The following is an 18,538-nucleotide window of genomic DNA, read 5'->3' as shown; positions in this document are numbered from 1 at the left end:
CAACGCCAGGCGACGGCCGTGATCCTTCTGTCCAACATCCTGATCGACGGGCTGGCCTACGGCATGGTGCTGTTCGTCATCGCGGTCGGCCTGTCCGTGACCCTGGGGCTGATGCGTTTCGTGAACCTCAGCCACAGTGCCTTCGCGATGGTGGGAGGCTACCTGGCGGCTTTGCTGGTGCGCGAGGCCGGATGGAGCTTCTGGGCCGCCGTGCCGCTGGCCATCGCGGCCACCGGCGCGCTGGGCGCGCTGCTCGAGGCCACCGTGCTGCGCCACCTGTACCGCCGCACGGAGCTGGAGCAGGTGCTGTTCACCATCGGGCTGACCTTCGTGCTGATCGCCTCGACCAATGCGTTGGTGGGTCCGCAGGTGCAGCTGATCCCACTGCCGCCGGCGCTGTCGGGGTCGGTGGACCTGGGCTTTCGCACCCTGCCGGCGCAGCGGCTGCTGGTGATCGGCGCGGGCTTCGCCGTCGCGGCGGCCGCGGCCTGGGTGGTGGCGCGCACCCGCTTCGGCGTCTGGCTGCGTGCCGCGGTGGATCACAGCGGCACGGCCTCGACGCTCGGTATCCCGATCCGACTGGTGCAGTGCGCCACCTTCGCCGCCGGCGCCGCGCTGGCGGGCTTCGGCGGCGTGCTGGGCGCCGAGCTGATGCCGCTGGAGCCGTACTACGCGCTCAAGTACCTGGTGCTGGTGCTGGTGGTGGTGGCCGTCGGCGGCATGGGCAGCATCGCCGGCTCCCTGGTGGCGGCGGTCTCGCTGGGCGTGATCGAAACCGCCAGCAAGTACCTGGCCTCGGACTGGGGCAGCCTGTTCTTCTTCCTGGCCATGGCGCTGCTGCTGGCCTGGCGACCCCACGGAGTGCTCACGCGATGAATGCCATCGTCCTTCCCTGGCGCCGCCGCGCGGCCGCCGAAACGGGCAGCGCGCCGCGCTGCGCTCCCGCCTGGCGCGCGCCGCTGGTGCTGGGGGTGCTGGGGCTGGCGGCCACCGCGCTCATGCCCGAGCAGCTGGGCCTGCTCACGCGCATCTTCATCACGGCCCTGTTCGTGCTCTCGCTCGACCTGCTGGTGGGCATCGCCGGGCTGGCCACGCTGGGCCACGCCGCGATGTTCGGCGTCGGCGCGTACGCGGCCGGCATCTTCGCGCTCCAGGTCATGGCCGACCCCCTGGCCGGCCTGGCCGTGGGCATCGCGGCCGGGGCGCTGCTGGCGCTGGCCTCGGGCGCCTTCGTGCTGCGCTACCAGGGCTTCACCTTCCTGATGCTCACGGTGGCCGCCGCGCAGATCGTCCTGAGCCTGGCGCAGAAGGCACGCGACTGGACCGGCGGTGACGACGGCCTGTCGGGATTCGTCATGGCGCCGGTGCTCGGGCTTTTCGCCTTCGACCTCGAGGGCCGGGTGGCGGCGTTCTACACGCTGGCCGTGCTGGTGGTGCTGTTCTACGTGGCCCGCCGCATCGTCGATTCACCCTTCGGCCTGGCGGTGCGCGGCATCCACGAGAACCGCGCGCGCATGGCGGCGCTGGGCACGCCGGTGTTCGGAAGGCTGCTGGCCATCTACACCATCGCCGGCGCGATGGCCGGCGCGGCCGGCGCGCTGTCGGCGCAGACCACGGCGGTGGTGGGCCTGGACAGCCTGTCCTTCGCGCTGTCGGCCGAGGTGCTGGTGATGCTGATCCTCGGCGGCGCCGGGCGTCTCACCGGGGCGCTGGTGGGCGCGACGGTCTTCACCCTGCTGCACCACACGGCCGCGTCGATCAACCCCTACCACTGGCTGTTCGTGGTCGGCGCGCTGCTGATGGTTGTGGTGCTGATGCCGCCCCGGCAAGCCTGGGCCTGGCTGCGCCGCCGCCTCGGGGAGGTGACCCGATGACCGTGCTGCTGGAAGTCGAGTCGCTGGACAAGCGCTTCGGTGGCCTGCACGTCACCCGGGGCGTGTCGTTCTCGATCCACGAAGGCGACCGGCTGGCGCTGATCGGCCCCAACGGCGCCGGCAAGACCACGCTGGTCAACCAGGTCAGCGGCGTGCTGGCGCCCGACGGCGGGCAGATTCGCCTGCGCGGCGAGGACGTCACCACGCGCAGCCAGGCGCAGCGCGTGCGAGCCGGCCTGGCCCGCACCTTCCAGATCACCACGCTGGCACCGCACTTCCCGGTGCAGCGCCAGGTCGAACTGGCCCTGTTCGAGCGCGAGGGTCTCACCGGCCGCGCCTGGCGCAGCATCGACGCCTACCCGGCGCTGCAGGACGAGGCCGGTGCCTTGCTGGCGCGCTTCGGCCTGCGCGAGCAAGCGGCCACGCCCACCGAGCGCCTGGCCTACGGCGAGCAGCGGCTGGTGGAGATGGCGCTGGCGCTGGCGCTGCGCCCGCGCGTGCTGCTGCTGGACGAGCCGATGGCGGGCGTGCCCAAAGGCGACGGCACCCGCCTGCTGGCCGCGCTGGATGCGCTGCCGCGCGAGCTGGGCGTGCTGATCATCGAGCACGACATGGACCTGGTGTTCCGCTTCGCCACCCGCATCCTGGTGCTGGCCGAGGGCGCGGTGCTGGCCGAGGGCACGCCCGAGGACATCCGCCGCGACCCGAAGGTGCGGGCCGCCTACCTAGGGAACTCATGAAACACCCCCGAAGCGGCTTCGCCGCCTCCTCCTCGAGCGGGCGCCACCAGCGGCCCGGCCAAGCCGGTTCCGCGGTGGCCCTGGTGTTCGGCTACTTCGTGCCTGCATACCGGCTGATTCGCAGGGTTTCGGAGATCGCTGCATGACCTCCCCCATGCTGCAACTCGAGGGCGTGGTCGCCGGCTACGGACCCACCACGGTGCTGGACCATCTGTCGCTGCAGGTGACGGCCGGCGAACGCGTGGCCATGATCGGCCGCAACGGCGTCGGCAAGACCACCGCGCTGCGCACGGTGATGGGCCTGGTGCCGCTGCGCGACGGGCGCATCGTCTTCATGGGCGAGGACATCGGCCGGCTCACGCCGCACCAGCGCGCCCAGCGCGGCCTCGGTTACGTGCCGCAGACGCGCGACATCTTCCCGTCGCTCACCGTCGAGGAAAACCTGGTCGCAGGCCTCAAGCGGCGTCCGCGCGCCGCGCTGGACGACGCCTACGCGCTGTTCCCGCGACTGGCCGAACGTCGGCGCAACGGCGGCGGCCAGCTCTCGGGCGGCGAGCAGCAGATGCTGTCGGTCGCCCGCGCCCTGCTGGGCCAGCCCCGACTGATCCTGCTGGACGAACCGCTCGAGGGTCTCGCGCCTTTGATCCGCCAGGACCTGCTGCGGGTGTTCCGCCGCCTGAGCGACGAGCTGTCGATACCGGTCGTGATCGTCGAGCAGCAGGTGGACGAGGTGCTGGGCTATGCCGACCGCGCGCTGGTCCTGGACCATGGGACCGTGGTCCATGCGGCGCCGGCGGCCGAATTGCGCGAGGACACCGAAACACTCGAGCGCTGGGTCGGCCTGGCCGTGCATTGAGGAGGCTGCGTACAGTGACCCTCATGACCCGTCCCCGACCTTCCCTTCCGTCGGCCAATCCGCCGACCAATGCGCGCCGGCCCGCCGCCCGCAGCCCCCAGCCGGGCCGCCGGGCACCGGCTCGCGGCCGCGCCGTGATCGACCTCGACCGCTATGTGCCGGCCTACCTCACCTGGGTGTCGAACAAGCTCTCGCGCGGGGCCTCGCAGCATTACCTGTCGCTGTTCGGCATCGGCATCGAAAGCTGGCGGTGCCTGGTGCTGCTGGCCCTGCATGGCTCGGTCACCGCGCAATTCGTCTCGCGGGTGATCGGCATGGACAAGGGCACCGTGAGCCGCAGCTTCAAGGCGCTGCAGGAGCGCGGCTGCCTGCGCACCGAACTCGACCCCAACGATGGGCGCGTGCGCCTGGCCGTGCTCACGCCCGAAGGACGCGCGTTGCACGATGAGATCCGCCAGGTGGCCCTGGAGCGCGAGCGCGCCTTCCTGTCGGTGCTCGAGCCCGAGGAAGCCGAGCAGTTCCTGTCGCTGCTCAAGCGGCTGCACGAGAACCTGCCGCAGGTCGAGGCCGCCACCCAGGCCTACATCGAAAAGCATTTCCCGGAGGCAGCGGCGCGCCGCCGCCGTCCGTCCCGCGAGGTCGACGAGGACCCCGACCTCTGAAGTCCATCCATCCGAAGGAGCCCCACATGAATGCCGTGACCCTGCCCCTGCCGTCCATTCCCGCCACCAGCGGGATCGCGTCGTTCCCCCGTGACCAGTGGTACATGGCCGGCTTCGGCTCCGAGCTCTCGGACAAGCCGGTGGGCCGCACCTTCCTGAACGACAAGGTGGTCATGTTCCGCACGGCAGACGGGCAGGTCGCCGCGCTGGAGGACCGCTGCTGCCACCGCACGCTGCCGCTGTCCTGCGGCACCTTGGAGACCACGGGCCTGCGCTGCGGCTACCACGGCATGCTCTACGCGCCCGACGGCCAGTGCCTGGAGATCCCTGGCCAGGATCGGGTGCCCGCCAAGGCGCGGGTGCGCTCCTACCACCTGGTCGAGAAGAACCAGCTGCTGTGGATCTGGATGCCGGCGCAGGAGGGGGGGGCGCCCACCCGCGAAGCACCCGACTATCCCTGGCACGACCACCCCGACTACAAGTGGGGCGGCGGCCACTACCACTACCGCGCGCCCTGGCAACTGATCCACGACAACCTGATGGACCTGAGCCACCTCGGCTACGTGCACCTCAAGACCATCGGCGGCAACGCCCGGCTGCACATGAACGCGCCGATGAAGGTCACCGCCGAGGGCGACACCGTGAAGGTGGTGCGCCACATGCCCGGCTCCGTGCCGCCGCCCACCTACCTCGCGGCCTGGCCCTTCGGCGCGGCCTGCGACCGCTGGCAGGAGATCGAATTCCACGTCTCGCACCTGCGCATCTGGACCGGCGCCGCGCTTCCCGGCACGGCCTCGCTGGAGGACCCGCAGCGCCACGGCTTCCACATGCGCGGCCTGCACGGCATCACACCGGAAACCCAGGAGACCTGCCACTACTTCTGGAGCATGTCCAGCAACCAGCATCCCGACATGCCCGACACCTCCCAGGAGGTGGTGGACCAGACCCGCTTCACCTTCGACGAGGACCGCCTCGTGATCGAGGCGCAGTGGGAGAACATCCGAGCGTTCGGCCCGAGGGCCGAGTGGATCGACATCCACGTCGATGTCGGCGCCAACCGCGCGCGCCGCATCGTGCAGCGGCTGTCGGGCCAGGCCTGATCAGGCGACGGCGTCGGGCATCGGCGTCGGGCCGTGGGGGCGCGGGTTACCATCGCCGGCGCCACGCCGTGCCCCCGCACGATCGCCCAACCCGATTTGTCCAGCATGCCCAAGAACCAGACGGCGGCCCCATCCGAGACCACCGCTGAGAGTGCCGCCGCACCGCGCGGCAAGACAGGGGCAGCAGCCCGCAAGACCCGATCGACCGCGGGGGCCGGCAAGCCGGCCCGCAAGGCGGCCAATGCTGCCAAGCCCGCAAAGTCCGCCACGCCCGTCAAGGCGGCCAAGGCCGGCAACGGCGGCCCCACCCGCACCGCGGCCCGCACGAGGCGAAGCCCCGAGGAAGTGCAGGCGCGCATCCTCGAGGCGGCCATGCACGAGTTCTCGGAGTTCGGCTTCGCCGGCGCCCGCATCGACCGCATCAGCAGCCGGGCCAAGACGGTGGACCGCATGCTGTACTACTACTTCGGCAACAAGGAGCGGCTCTACCAGACCACGCTGGAGGCCGCCTACGCCGAGATGATCGAGGCCGAGGGCAACTTCGTGGTGCCCGACGGCGACCCGGTGCAGGGCATCCGCGAGCTGGTGGGCCACACCTGGAACCTGTACGTCTCGCGACCGCAGATCATCCGGATCATCATGAACGAGAACCTGCTGCGCGGGCGCTTCATCAAGAAGTCGCGCGCGATCCGGCAGAAGTCGCTGCCGCTGATCGCGCTGCTGGAAAACATCCTGAAGCAGGGCCAGGCGCAGGGCCTGTTCCGCCTCGACGTCGACGCCAGCCTCACGCTCATGACGATGATGTCGCTGGGGTTTTTCTACGTCGCCAATTCGTACACGATCTCGCACTGGCTGCGCGCCGACATGATGGAGCCCGAGCGCTGCCGCGCGTGGGAAGCGCACATCAGCCAGACCCTTCTGGCCTCCCTGCGCGCCTGATCACCCGCACGCGGCAGCGGCAGCCGCGCGCCTATCCGCCTCTCCTGTTCACGAGCTTGGTGCCCCGCGCACCAAGCCACGGCATGGCACTGCGCGACCGCACGCCGAGGGTGCGGGAATACCCGCTCCCAGCCCCCTCGGGGACCGGCTGTAAAGTGCGTTCTCCATCTTTAAAGTGGACACTTAAAACAGCAATCCGGCGCCTGGCCCGGTACTTGCTGGATCGGTGACAAGGAGAGTTTGTCCATGCATGAGTTCATCAGGAACGCCTGGTACCCGTTGGCCTGGAATCGCGACGTCGATCGCAGCCTGGTCAGCCGCCGGGTGATCGGCGAAGACCTGGTCGTCTACCGCACCTCCGACGGCCAGGTGGCCGCGCTGCGTGACGTGTGCCCGCACCGCCTGCTGCCGCTGTCCAAGGGGCGGCTTCGGGATGACGATGCCATCGAGTGCGGCTATCACGGCGTCACCTTCGATTCACGCGGCGCCTGCGTGCGCGTGCCGCTGCAGGAGAAGCCGCCGGCCGCCATGCGCGTGCGGGCCTACCCCACGCACCAGAGCATGGGCATGTGGTGGGTCTGGATGGGTGAGCCTGAGAAGGCCGATACCTCCAAGGTCTTCAGCCTGCCGCAGTACAGCGCCGCCGGGTGGAGCTATGTGGAGGGCGACTCGCTGCACATGAAGGCCAACTACCTCAACCTGGCCGACAACCTGTGCGACCCCACGCACGTGGCCTTCGTGCACCTGACCACGTTGTCGAACGTGCAGAGCGGCGATATCCCGGTGCACTTCGACTCCAAGGGCTCCGAGGTCGTCACCTGGCGCTGGGTCATGGATTCGCCGCTGATCCCGATCTTCCAGGGGCTGAAGGCCTTCGACGGCAACGTCGACCGCTGGCACTTCTATCACTACCTCGCGCCCTGCGTGGCCTACATCGACTTCGGCTCGGCCCTCACCGGCACCGGCGCGCCCGATGGCAACCGCGGCGACTGCATCCAGATGTTCGCCTGCCACTTCATCACGCCCGTGGACCACGACACCTGCGTGCAGCACTGGCTGTGCATCAAGAACATCCCGGCCGATGCCGGGCAGGACCGCAAGCTCATCGAAGGGCTGCGCATGGCCTTCAACGAGGACAAGCGCATCCTCGAGGCCATCCAGGAGAACGAGGCCAAGCTGCCGGACGTCAAGCCCGTGAAGATCGCCCTCGACGCCTCCAACACCCGCATGCGCCGCATCGTCGACCAGATGCTCGCGGCCGAAGCCGCCGAAGCGGCCGTGGCCGTGCCGGCGGCCGCCACGCCCGCGGCCACCGCCGTGGCGGCCTGAACCTGGATTGAACCCTTTCCCACCCCCGACTAGGAGTCCCGAATGCGCTTCCTGAAGAAGACTGCCTGCGCCGCCTTGCTGGCCGCCAGCGCCCTGCACATGGGCCTGGCCAGCGCCCAGGGCGTGATCAAGATCGGCGAGATCAACAGCTACAAGACGCTCGCCGCCCTGGCCGAGCCCTACCGCAAGGGCTGGGAGATGGCGCAGGAGGAAATCAACGCCTCCGGCGGCGTGCTGGGCAAGAAACTCGAGACGGTGTTCCGCGACGACGGCGCCAACGCCGGTGATGCGGTGCGCATGGCCGAGGAACTGCTCACGCGCGAGAAGGTCGACGTGCTCGCCGGCGTGACGCTGTCGCATGTGGGACTGGCCGTGTCCGACTTCGCCAAGCAGCGCAAGGTGTTCTTCCTGGCCTCGGGACCGTTGACCGACAAGGTCGTCTGGCAAAGCGGCCACGACTACACCTACCGCCTGCGCGCCGGCACCCACGCCCTGGCCGCCTCGGTGGTGCCCGAAGCGGCGGCGCTGAAGAAGAAGCGCTGGGCGCTGGTCTACCCCAACTACGAGTACGGCCAGGCCGCCGTCGCCACCTTCAAGGAGCAGCTGAAGAAGCTGCAGCCCGACGTGGAGTTCGTCGCCGAGCAGTCGCCGCCGCTGGGGAAGATCGACGCCGGCGCGGTGGTGCAGGCGCTCGAAGCCGCCAAGCCCGACGCCATCTTCAACGTGCTGTTCGGGGTCGACCTGGCCAAGTTCGCGCGTGAGGGCAAGACCCGCGACCTGTTCGCCAAGCGCGAGGTGGTGAGCCTGCTGACCGGCGAGCCCGAGTACCTCGACCCGCTCAAGGACGACGCGCCCGAGGGCTGGATCGTCACCGGCTATCCGTACGAGACCGTCACCCTGCCCGAGCACAAGGCCTTCTATGACGCGTACGTGAAGAAGTACAAGGACTATCCGCGCCTGAACTCCGTCATCGGCTATGCCACCGTGAAGGCGCTGGCCGCGGGCATCAAGAAAGCCGGCAGCACCGACCCGGACAAGCTGAGCGCCGCCTTCAAGGGCATGAGCTTCGACTCGCCGTTCGGCACCATGACCTTCCGCCCGCAGGACAACCAGGCCACCTTCGGCATCTTCGTGGGCCGCACCGGCAAGCGCAACGGCAAGGCCTACATGACCCAGGCGTCGTACATCGACGGCAGCAAGCTGCAGCCCACCGACGCCGAGGTCAAGCAGATGCGGGCGGCCGGCGCCAAGTAAGCACGGCTGCGCGTCCCCACCGGCCCATCCCGCCCCACGCCTATGTCACTTTCCGAATGGCTCGCCCTCCTGATCAACGGGCTGGCGAGCGCCTCCACCCTGTTCCTGCTCGCGGCGGGGCTGTCGCTGATCTTCGGCGTCACCCGCATCGTGAACTTCGCCCATGGCTCGTTCTACATGCTGGGGCTGTACACGGCCTACACGATGGCCGAGCGACTGGGCAGCACCGTGCTCGGGTTCTGGGGCGCGGTGCTGGTGGCGGCGGTGGCCGTGGGCGTGCTGGGCGCGCTGGTCGAGATGCTGCTGCTGCGCCGGCTCTACAAGGTGCCCGAGCTGTTCCAGCTGCTGGCCACCTTCGCGCTGGTGCTGGTGCTGCGCGACGCCGCGCTCTGGCTGTGGGGTAGCGAGGACCTGCTGGGCCCGCGCGCACCCGGGCTGTCCGGTTCGGTCGAGCTGTTCGGCAGCAAGCTGCCCTCGTACGACCTGCTGCTGATCTTCGTGGGGCCGGCCATGCTGCTGGCGCTCACGCTCCTCATGAGCCGCACGCGCTTCGGGCGGCTGATCCGCGCCTCCACACAGGACCGCGAGATGGTCGGCGCGCTGGGCGTGAACCAGAAGGTGCTGTTCACCGCCGTGTTCGCGCTGGGCTCCTTCCTGGCCGGGCTGGGCGGCGCGATGCAGCTGCCGCGCGAGCCGGCGAGCCTGTTCCTCGACCTGCAGGCCCTGGGCGACGCCTTCGTGGTGGTGGTGGTCGGCGGCATGGGCAGCATCCCCGGCGCCTTCCTGGCCGCCATCATCATCGCCGGCGCCAAGGCGGTCTGCACCGGGCTGGGCACGATGAGCATCGCCGGCATCGACGTCAACTTCTCCAAGCTCACGCTGGTGGTGGAGTTCCTCATCATGGCCGCCGTGCTGGTTGTGCGGCCCTGGGGCCTGCTGGGCCGGCCCGCGGCCAGCTCGCGCCAGTCGTCCGCCGGCGAGACGCCGCTGGAGCGCGCCAACACCTCGTTCAAGGTCACCACCGCGCTGGTGGCGGTGGCCCTGATCGCCATCGCCACGCTGGGGCAGCAGATGCCCTACGCGCCGGTGCTGATGACCGACATCCTGATCGCGGCGCTGTTCGTGGTGAGCCTGCACTTCATCGCCGGCCCCGGCGGGCTGCACACCTTCGGCCACGCCGCCTACTTCGGCATCGGCGCCTACGGCGCGGCCTTCCTGCTGAAGTCCGCCGGCCTGCCGATGGAGGCGAGCCTGTTGCTGGGGCCGGTGTTCGCCGGGCTGGCGGCGGTGGTCTTCGGCTGGTTCAGCGTGCGCCTGTCGGGCGTGTACTTCGCCATGCTCACGCTGGCCTTCGCGCAGATCGTGTGGTCGGTGGTGTTCCAGTGGGAGGACGTCACCGGCGGCAGCAACGGCATGACCGGCATCTGGCCGTCGGACTGGCTGGCGGACAAGACGCACTACTACCTGCTGACGCTGGTGATCGCCGCCTTCGCCGCCTGGCTGCTGCGCAAGATGCTGTTCTCGCCCTTCGGCTACGCGCTGCGCGCGGCGCGTGACTCGGTGCTGCGCTCGGAGGCCATCGGCATCGACACCAAGGCCGTTCAGTGGACCGCCTTCATCCTGTCGGGCCTGGTGTGCGGCTACGCCGGCGCGCTGTTCGCCTTCTCCAAGGGCAGCATCTCGCCCGAGACCATCTCGGTGGGCCGCTCCTTCGACGGCATCGTGATGATCATGCTGGGCGGCATCAACACGATCGCCGGTCCGGTGGTGGGCGCGGCGGTGTTCACCTGGCTGCAGGACCTGGCCGCGCGCACCTTCGAGTACTGGCGCGCCGCCATCGGCATCACCATCCTGCTGCTGGTGCTGCTGTTCCCCGAAGGGATCATCGGAACGCTCAAGCGCTTCTTCGCCGAGCGCGAGCGCCGCCCCGCGGCGGCGCCGCCTCCCTCGCCACCCATCGTGCCCGCGCGCACCGACGCCGCGCTGCCGCCCAACGGAGCCGCCGCCTCATGAATCCCATGCTGAAAGTGGAGGGCATCTCCAAGACCTATGGCGCGTTCGTCGCCGTGCAGGACGTGAGCTTCGAGGTGAACACCGGCGAGCTGGTGGCCATCATCGGGCCCAACGGCGCCGGCAAGTCCACCTGCTTCAACATGCTCAGTGGCCAGCACCACCCGAGCGCCGGCCGAGTCTGGCTGGAGGGGCGCGACATCACCCGCGCCAAGCCGCGCGAGATCTGGCGCATGGGCGTGGGCCGCACCTTCCAGATCGCGGCCACCTACCACTCCATGACCGTGGTCGAGAACGTCGAGATGGCGCTGCTCTCGCGCGAGCGGCGGCTGTACCACATGTGGAAACCGGCGAGTGCCTTCTGCCGCGACGAGGCCCTGTCGCTGCTCGATTCGATCGGCATGGCGGGCCAGGCGCACCGGCCCTGCAGCGAGCTGGCCTACGGCGACATCAAGCGGCTGGAACTGGCGATCGCGCTGGCCAACCGGCCGCGCCTGCTGCTGATGGACGAGCCCGCCGCCGGCATGGGTCCGCGCGAGCGCAACGAGCTCATGGCGCTGACCAAGCGCCTGGTCACCGAACGCGACATGGCCGTGCTCTTCACCGAGCACAGCATGGACGTGGTCTTCGCCTACGCCGACCGCACCGTGGTGCTGGCGCGCGGCAAGCTGATCGCGGAAGGCACGCCGCCGCAGGTGCGGGCCAACCCGCGCGTGCAGGAGGTGTACTTCGGCTCGGGCAAGAGCTTCGAGGCCCAGGGCGAGGAGGTGCTTGCATGACCGATACCGTGCTCAAGGTCGAGCAGCTCAACGCCTTCTACGGCAAGGCGCACATCCTGTTCGACGTCGACCTGGAAGTGGGGCAGGGCGAGGTGGTGGCGCTGGTGGGCCGCAACGGCGCCGGCAAGTCCACCACCATCAAGGCCATCATGGGCATGCTCGACCGCGTGCAGGGCCGCGTCAGCTACCGCGGCGAAGACATCACCCGCCTGCCGCCCTACAAGATCTCCCGGATGGGCGTGGGCTTCGTGCCGGAAGACCGCCGCGTCTTCAGCGACCTCACCGTGCTGGAAAACCTGGACATCGGGCGCCGCCCGCCGCGACCCGGCGCACCCACCTGGACGCCCGAGAAGCTGTTCCGCCTGTTCCCCAACCTGGGCGAGATGCCCGACCGGCCCGGCGGCCAGATGAGCGGGGGCGAGCAGCAGATGCTCACCGTGGCGCGCACGCTCATGGGCAACCCGGGGCTGGTGCTGCTGGACGAACCGTCCGAAGGCATCGCGCCGGTGATCGTCGAGCAGATGGCCCAGATGATCACCGAGCTCAAGAAGCAGGGCCTCACGGTGCTGCTGTCCGAGCAGAACACGCACTTCGCGCAACTGGTCAGCGACCGCGCCTACGTGCTGGAAAAAGGCCAGGTCAAGTTCACCGGGACCATGCAGGAGCTGATGCGCAACGACGAGGTCCGCAAGGCTTATCTCGAGGTATGACCTTCATCGCCCCCACTCCCATCGACACGACCCGCCTGCCGCCCATCGGCTGCAACGGCCGGGGCGTGCAGGACTCGAGCATCGATCGCCCGGTGTCACTGGCCGAGCCTTCCATCGAGGAGCAGTTCCGCCTGGTCAAGCGATGCGGCGTGTTCGACCACTTCGACCGCCTGCCGCTGCCGGACCAGGTGGACACCTTCCAGCGCTGCATCGAGGCCTACAGCCTGCCGGTGCACACCACCAGCTGGTTCTACGAGTTGGGCACCGACGACGCGCGCATGGCGCAGAACCTGGAGATCTCGGCGCGCGTCGGCGCCACCACCCACAACATGATGATCTACGCGCGCGACGCGTCGGGCCGGCCGGTCAGCGACGCCGAGATCGTCGAGGGCTACCTGCGCTGCTATGACGAGGGCATGCGCCACGGCGTGGAACCCACGTTCGAGCTGCACGTGAACATGTGGAGCGAGGACCCGCGCCGCATCGTCCCGGTGGCCGAGGCGGTGCGCCGGCGCGGCGTGCCCTTCAACTTCACGCTGGACTACAGCCACGTGATCTTCAAGATCGGCAACGACGAGGAGCTCGACATCTCCGGCATCCGCGAGGCGGTGGCCTCGGGCCGCCTGGTGATCGATCCGTTCGAGCGCGGCAACCTGGTCGAGCAGTGGCTGGCCATGGGCATCGTGCGCTGGGTGCAGGTGCGCTCGGTGGCCCCCAACGGTCCTCGCAACATCTGGGCGCCGCACGACCCGGAGAAGCCGGTCGCGGCGCTGCCCAAGTTCCCGAGCAAGCCGGTGCGCGCCGGCGACCCCGGCCGCGGCATCCTGTACCCGTTCACCCGCCCGGCCGAAGGCGAATGGCATTCGCCCTGGCACGCGCACGCGCTGGAGCCCACCAAGGAGGTGGTGCGAAAGGTGCTGGCCCACCACGCCGGGCAGCCCGGTTCCCGGCTGCGCTACATCACCACCGAGATGATCACGCTGCCCGATTACGCGCTGAACGCGCGCTTCTCGCTGATCGGGCAGAACGCCGCCATCGCCGCCTGGGTGCGGCAGGCGTGGACGCAAGTGCGAACGACCGCATGAGCGGGCCTGGGGCGCGTGCCGGCTGAATCCGCTTCATCGATCGCGCCAAAACTTTCATCACGCGCACCCGGCGCTGCTCGCATCATCGGAACCGGCGCAGGCGACATCCGGGCCTGCCGCAGCATCCGATGGAGACACCCCCATGCGAACGACACTTTCCCGGCGCAGCCTGCTTGCGCTCTCCGCGACGCTTCTCGCCGGCACCAGCCTGCCCGCCTGGGCCGCCTATCCCGACAAGCCGGTGCGCCTCATCGTTCCCTTTCCCGCCGGCGGCACCGTGGACGCGGTGGCCCGCACGCTGGGCAACAAGCTCGGCCCGGCGCTGGGGACCACCGTGGTCATCGAGAACGTGCCCGGCGCTGGGGGCGCCATCGCAACCCAGCGGGTGGCCAAGGCGCCGGCCGACGGCTACACGCTGCTGTTCACCACGCCCAACCACACGATCAATCCGGCGCTGAATGACAAGCTGGGCTTCGATACCCGGCGCGACCTGGCGCCGGTGTCGCTGGTGGCCGAGATCCCCGAGTTGCTGGTGGCCAATGCCGAGCAGCCCTACAACGACTTCGCCGGCTTCGTGCGCTACGCGCGCGCCAACCCGGGCAAGCTGAACTACGCCTCGGCCGGCAACGGCACGCTGCCGCACGTGACCATGGAACTGCTGCTGCAGCAGCTGGGCCTGCAGGTGGCGCACGTGCCGTACAAGGGCGCGGCGCCGGCGATGAACGACCTGCTGTCCGGCGTGGTGGGGCTGAAGATGGACACCATCGCGACCGCCGCCGGCCACATCCGCTCGGGCCGCCTCAAGCCGCTGGCCATCGCCAGCCTCAAGCGCTCGCCGCTGATGCCCGAGGTGCCCACGGTGGCCGAGTCCGGGCTTCCCGGCTACCAGGGCATCCTCTGGATGGGCGTGATCGCGCCGGCCGGCACGCCGCGCGAGGTGGTCGACACGCTGCACCAGGGCCTGCGCAAGGCGGTCGCCGACCCCGAGGTGCTACGCCGCTTCGAGTCCGACGGCGTGGTGCCGGTGGCCAACACGCCGGCCGAGTTCGAGAAGCTGATCGACACTGAGCTGAAGCAGTGGGCGCAGCTGGTTCGCAAGTCCGACATCAAGGCCAATTGAGCGATGAAGCCGGAGCGACCCAGCCAACCGCCCGTCACGCAGCCGCCCGACCCGCACCCCAGGAAGCCGGCCCTGCAGGCGCCGACCGGTGCCATCGACTGCCATGTGCATCTGTTCGGTCCGGCCAGCCGCTACCCCTTCCACCCGGGCAGCCGCTACATCTCGCAGGACGCCTTGCCGCAGACGAACATCGCCCTGCAGGACACGCTCGGCCTGGCCGGCGCGGTGGTGGTCAGCGGTGGCGGGTACGGCCCGGACACCCGGCACCTCGAAGGCGTGCTGGCCGTCTTCCCGGACCGCTTCCGCGGCGTTGCCCTGCTGCCCGATGACGTGACGCGAGACCACCTGCACCGGCTGGACCGGCTCGGCGTGCGCGGTGCGCGCTTCGTCAGCGACGGCCACCACGGCGCGTTGCCGCGCCTGTCGGCCAGCGTCGCGGCCCGCATCGCCGAGTTCGGCTGGCATGTGCAGTTCTATCCCAGCGGCGACGACCTGCCGCGCTACGCCGATCAGCTGCTCGCGCTGCCCAACGACATCGTGCTCGACCACTTCGCCGCGGTACCCGCCGCGGGCGGCACCGCGCAAGCTGCCTTCGAGTGCCTGCTGAGACTGCTGGACACCGGCCGGGTCTGGGTCAAGCTGTCGGGGCCGATGCGCTGCACGGCGGAGGACTTTCCGTATGCCTCGGTGACCCCGCTGGCGCAGGCGCTGGTGAAGCACGCGCCGCAGCGCCTGCTGTGGGGCACCGACTGGCCGCACGTCAACATGAACGGCCGTGCCATGCCCAATGACGGCGACCTGTTCGACCTGCTGGCCGAATGGGTGCCGGACGCCGCCACGCGCAAGCAGATCCTGGTGGACAACCCTCGCGCGGTATACGGATTCCCCGGCTGACCGCCCGGCGAGCCCGGCCCCTCCCGGCCACCGCGCAGCGATAGGCCTGTCCTGAGCCTGTCGAAGGGCCCCCTCCAGGCCACCGCGCAGCGGTAGGCCCCCTCCAGCGGCAACCGCGGAACCGGCTTCGCCGGGCCGCTGGTTGCGCCCCCTGGGGGGAGGCGCCGAAGGCGCTTCGGGGGGGATCACTCCACCACCGGCACCTCGGTCGCGGGCGGCGTGTTGCGGCTGCGGCCGCAGCGCACGATGCCGTCGATCATCACCATGCCGACGCCCGGGATGTCGCCCAGCTGCACGCTCTCCAGGAGCGTGCGGCCCGCGGTGTGCTGGGCCCTGTCCATGAACACGAAATCGGCGGCGCGGCCGACCTCGATCAAGCCGCAGTTGAGGTTGCGGATGCGCGCGGTGTTGCCGGTGGCGAAGCAGAACACCAGCTCGGCCGGGATGTTGCCCAGGCTGGACAGCAGCGAAATCATGCGCAGCATGCCCAGCGGCTGAACGCCCGATCCGGCGGGGCCGTCGGTGCCCAGGATCACCCGGTGCGGGCACTTCAGCTGCAGCGCCATCTGGGCGGCGGCGATGGCGATCTTCTCGTTGCCGTTGTGGACGATCTCGATCGCGCGGGAGGAACGCTCGCACAGCTCGCACACATGCCGCTCGGGCAGGGCGGTGTGGCCGCCGTTGATGTGGCCGATGATGTCGGCGTCGGACTCCAGCACCACGTCCTTGTCGATCAGGCCCGAACCTGGAATGGACGGGCCTCCCGTGTGGATGGTGCTCTGGATGCCGTACTTGCGGGCCCAGGCCACCATGGGCGCCGCCTCCTGCGCCGACTTGACCGAGCCCAGGCCGATCTCGCCCAGCAGCGACACCCCGGCTTCGGCCAGGTCCTTGAAGTCCTGCTCGACCATCCCCTGCTCGATCACGGGCGCGCCGGCCAGCACCTTGACGCCGGCGGGCCGGAAGTTGTCGAAGGCGCGCTGGGCGGTGATGGCCAGGGCCTTCAGCCCGACGATGTCCTTGGGCCGTCCGGGCAGGTGCACCTCGCCGGCCGAAATCATGGTGGTCACGCCGCCGTTGAGCGTCGACTCGATCCAGCCGAGCTGGTTCTGCCGCGGCGTCCAGTCGCCGAACACCGGGTGCACGTGGCTGTCGATCAGGCCCGGAGCCACGCAGGTGCGGCGCGCGTCGATCAGCACGTCGGGCTCGCTGGTGTCGCAATCGGCTTCGCGGCCCACGGCGCTGATGAGGCCATCGTTGACGACCAGGGTGTCGGCCTCCAGGATGGGGGCGTCGATGTCGCCGGACAGCAGCAGCCCGATGTTGCGGATGACGACCTTGCCGGACTTGCCCGTGCTCGTGACTTCTGCCATATGGCTGTGCTCCAGTTGGCGGTTTAAACAGTTGCTGAAGATTTTGTAGAGAATCCTACATGCGCGTCCCGGACGTCGCAAGCGCCGCCCCGGGGTCTTCCCGGATCATCGTCCGATGTAGTGGACACATAACGTTGGTTCAGTGGATACTACATTCATCGAGCGGCGGGCCGATGCCGCGCATGGAGCGTCACAGATGATTGAACACACCAAGACCGATGGACTGGCCGATCCCGGGGCGCCGGTGGTGCTCGAGCGCGCGGCACCGCGCAACGAGCGCATGGCCAGCGACAAGATCGAGTGCAACGCCTGCCCGGTGCTGTGCCAGATCTCGCCCGGCAAGACCGGCGCCTGCGACCGCTATGCCAACAGCGCGGGCGTGCTGGTGCGGGTCGACCCCGTGGTGCTGCTGCGCCGCACGACCGAGGCGATCGACCCCCGCGTGGTCCCGTTCGCGATCCCCGCCCCCGGCGACACGGCGCCGGCCTCTTCCGACGCCGCTTCGCAGCCCGCCACGGACGAGGCCACGGCCGCCGGCGAGAACGAGCTTTTCGTCACCGGCATCGGCGCCTCCACCACCTACCCCGACTACAAGCCCGCGCCCTTCATCGTGTCCTCGCAGGCGAACGGGGTGGACCTGGTGACCGTGGTCACCGAGGGCATCTTCAGCTATTGCAGCCTCAAGCTGAAGATCGACACCGACCGCTGGCTCGGTCCCGAGCAGGCCAACATCCGCTTCAAGGGCGAGGTGGTCGGCCACGTGACCACGGCCGAGTACGGCTCGCAGATGTTCTCGCTGGGCGGCGTGCACCACCTCACCGGTGGCAGCAAGAAGGAAGGCCGCATGACCATGGACGTGATGGCGCTGCTGGCCAACAAGCAGGCGGCCGAGTTGTCCATCGACGGCGGCTCCCAGGTGGTGGTGCAGGCGGGCAAGGCGCCCATCGTCAACGGCGTGCCCGAACAGCGCATGCGCGTGGGCTGCGGCTCGGCCACCGTGGGCATCTTCGCCAAGCAGTTCTTCGGCCAGACCGACGAGGTGGTGGTGGTCGACGACCACATCACCGGCGTGCTGACCCAGCACCAGGCCGGACGTTGCCTGGACATGCGGCCTTCGGGCATCCAGATCCGCGGGCGCAAGTCCACGCCCGGCCGCTACTTCCAGGTGGCCAACCCCGGCACCGGCTGGGGCGGCACCGACCTGCAGGACCCCATGAGCATCATCGAAAGCTGGGACCCCGACGTGGCATGGCCGGGCCTGCGACTGCTGATGACCTCGACCACCGGCGAGCACGCCGCCTGGTTCGTGCTGGACGACGACCTGGTGCCGCGGCAGGCGCCCATGCCGCCGGCGGTCGCGGCCACGGTGGCCCGCATCGGCGAGAACTGCGAGCCGTCGCTGACCAGCGTGCTCTTCGTCGGCGGGGCCGGCGGCAGCCTGCGCGCGGGCGTGACCGACAACCCGGTGCAGCTGACCAATGCCATCAAGCACTCGCTGGTCAACGTGACCTGCGGTGGCGCGCCGGCCTACCTGTGGCCCGGTGGCGGCATCACGCTGATGGTGGACGTGCTGCGCATGCCGGACCACAGCTTCGGCACCGTGCCCACGCCGGCGCTGGTCGCGCCCATCGAGTTCAGCATGCGGCTGCAGGACTACCGCGCGCTCGGCGGCCACATGGAGTACGTGAAGCCCCTGGCCGAGGTGCTGGCACGCGGCGCCTGGCACAACGACGGGGCGCCGCAGGGGCGTCGCATCGAGCCGGCCTCGCCGCTGAACGGCTGGGCCCTGGGCGCGCCCCCGATGCTCGGCTGA

General features: G+C 69.7%; 18 protein-coding genes. 17 read left to right on the top strand and 1 reads right to left on the bottom strand.

Annotated features, from left to right (window positions below; genetic code table 11):
- Positions 1-18: 18 nt before the first annotated feature.
- From JI739_RS14870 to JI739_RS14800, 16 genes are all read left to right on the top strand, one after another.
- Positions 19-876, top strand: coding sequence for a branched-chain amino acid ABC transporter permease (locus tag JI739_RS14870; protein ID WP_201684707.1), 858 nt, complete (start codon positions 19-21; stop codon positions 874-876).
- Complete coding sequence (locus JI739_RS14865; protein WP_201684706.1) at positions 873-1,874, top strand: branched-chain amino acid ABC transporter permease; 1,002 nt, start codon at positions 873-875, stop codon at positions 1,872-1,874. Before JI739_RS14870 ends, JI739_RS14865 begins: the two co-directional genes overlap by 4 nt.
- Positions 1,871-2,614, top strand: a complete 744-nt coding sequence (locus JI739_RS14860) for an ABC transporter ATP-binding protein (protein WP_201684705.1) — start codon at positions 1,871-1,873, stop codon at positions 2,612-2,614. The genes JI739_RS14865 and JI739_RS14860 overlap by 4 nt, the downstream gene beginning before the upstream one ends.
- Positions 2,611-2,760, top strand: a complete 150-nt coding sequence (locus JI739_RS24480) for a hypothetical protein (RefSeq protein ID WP_236589660.1) — start codon at positions 2,611-2,613, stop codon at positions 2,758-2,760. Before JI739_RS14860 ends, JI739_RS24480 begins: the two co-directional genes overlap by 4 nt.
- Complete coding sequence (locus JI739_RS14855) at positions 2,757-3,470, top strand: ABC transporter ATP-binding protein (protein WP_201684704.1); 714 nt, start codon at positions 2,757-2,759, stop codon at positions 3,468-3,470. The genes JI739_RS24480 and JI739_RS14855 overlap by 4 nt, the downstream gene beginning before the upstream one ends.
- Positions 3,471-3,493: 23 nt before the next feature.
- Positions 3,494-4,132 carry a MarR family winged helix-turn-helix transcriptional regulator gene (locus JI739_RS14850; RefSeq protein WP_201684703.1) on the top strand — a complete coding sequence of 213 codons (639 nt, stop codon included), beginning with the start codon at positions 3,494-3,496 and terminating at the stop codon, positions 4,130-4,132.
- 26 nt (positions 4,133-4,158) lie between these two features.
- Positions 4,159-5,232, top strand: coding sequence for a Rieske 2Fe-2S domain-containing protein (locus JI739_RS14845; protein WP_201684702.1), 1,074 nt, complete (start codon positions 4,159-4,161; stop codon positions 5,230-5,232).
- 105 nt (positions 5,233-5,337) lie between these two features.
- A complete protein-coding gene (locus JI739_RS14840; protein ID WP_201684701.1) occupies positions 5,338-6,171 on the top strand; it encodes a TetR/AcrR family transcriptional regulator in 834 nt (277 codons plus the stop codon).
- A 246-nt stretch (positions 6,172-6,417) separates the two neighbouring features.
- Positions 6,418-7,500: a Rieske 2Fe-2S domain-containing protein gene (locus JI739_RS14835; RefSeq protein WP_201684700.1), complete on the top strand. Its 1,083-nt coding sequence runs from the start codon at positions 6,418-6,420 to the stop codon at positions 7,498-7,500.
- Positions 7,501-7,542: 42 nt separating this feature from the next.
- On the top strand, positions 7,543-8,754 hold the full coding sequence (locus tag JI739_RS14830; RefSeq protein ID WP_201684699.1) for an ABC transporter substrate-binding protein: 1,212 nt from the start codon (positions 7,543-7,545) through the stop codon (positions 8,752-8,754).
- Between the two features lie 42 nt (positions 8,755-8,796).
- On the top strand, positions 8,797-10,767 hold the full coding sequence (locus JI739_RS14825; RefSeq protein ID WP_201684698.1) for an ABC transporter permease: 1,971 nt from the start codon (positions 8,797-8,799) through the stop codon (positions 10,765-10,767).
- Positions 10,764-11,543 (top strand): ABC transporter ATP-binding protein, encoded by a 780-nt coding sequence (locus JI739_RS14820; RefSeq protein ID WP_201684697.1) that lies wholly within the window; start codon positions 10,764-10,766, stop codon positions 11,541-11,543. The genes JI739_RS14825 and JI739_RS14820 overlap by 4 nt, the downstream gene beginning before the upstream one ends.
- Positions 11,540-12,253: an ABC transporter ATP-binding protein gene (locus tag JI739_RS14815; RefSeq protein WP_201684696.1), complete on the top strand. Its 714-nt coding sequence runs from the start codon at positions 11,540-11,542 to the stop codon at positions 12,251-12,253. The genes JI739_RS14820 and JI739_RS14815 overlap by 4 nt, the downstream gene beginning before the upstream one ends.
- Positions 12,250-13,338 carry an apurinic/apyrimidinic endonuclease family protein gene (locus JI739_RS14810; protein WP_201684695.1) on the top strand — a complete coding sequence of 363 codons (1,089 nt, stop codon included), beginning with the start codon at positions 12,250-12,252 and terminating at the stop codon, positions 13,336-13,338. Before JI739_RS14815 ends, JI739_RS14810 begins: the two co-directional genes overlap by 4 nt.
- A 142-nt stretch (positions 13,339-13,480) precedes the next feature.
- Entirely contained in the window at positions 13,481-14,458 is a 978-nt protein-coding gene (locus JI739_RS14805; RefSeq protein WP_201684694.1) for a tripartite tricarboxylate transporter substrate binding protein, read from the top strand.
- A 3-nt stretch (positions 14,459-14,461) separates the two neighbouring features.
- The gene (locus tag JI739_RS14800) at positions 14,462-15,352 is read left to right on the top strand and encodes an amidohydrolase family protein (RefSeq protein ID WP_201684693.1); all 891 of its coding nucleotides are present in this window, start codon (positions 14,462-14,464) and stop codon (positions 15,350-15,352) included.
- A gap of 185 nt (positions 15,353-15,537) precedes the next feature.
- Here JI739_RS14800 and JI739_RS14795 read toward each other — a convergent pair whose 3' ends face one another.
- Positions 15,538-16,725: an amidohydrolase family protein gene (locus JI739_RS14795; protein ID WP_201684692.1), complete on the bottom strand. Its 1,188-nt coding sequence runs from the start codon at positions 16,723-16,725 to the stop codon at positions 15,538-15,540.
- A gap of 196 nt (positions 16,726-16,921) precedes the next feature.
- Here JI739_RS14795 and JI739_RS14790 point away from each other — a divergent pair, with 196 nt between their 5' ends.
- Positions 16,922-18,538 carry a 6-hydroxynicotinate reductase gene (locus tag JI739_RS14790; RefSeq protein WP_201684691.1) on the top strand — a complete coding sequence of 539 codons (1,617 nt, stop codon included), beginning with the start codon at positions 16,922-16,924 and terminating at the stop codon, positions 18,536-18,538.

It is taken from the genome of Ramlibacter aurantiacus (assembly GCF_016722895.1).
GTDB classification, from domain to species: Bacteria; Pseudomonadota; Gammaproteobacteria; order Burkholderiales; family Burkholderiaceae_C; genus Ramlibacter; species Ramlibacter aurantiacus.
The sequence above is the reverse complement of the archived record's forward strand: the minus strand, read 5'-3'. Positions and strand labels throughout refer to the sequence as shown.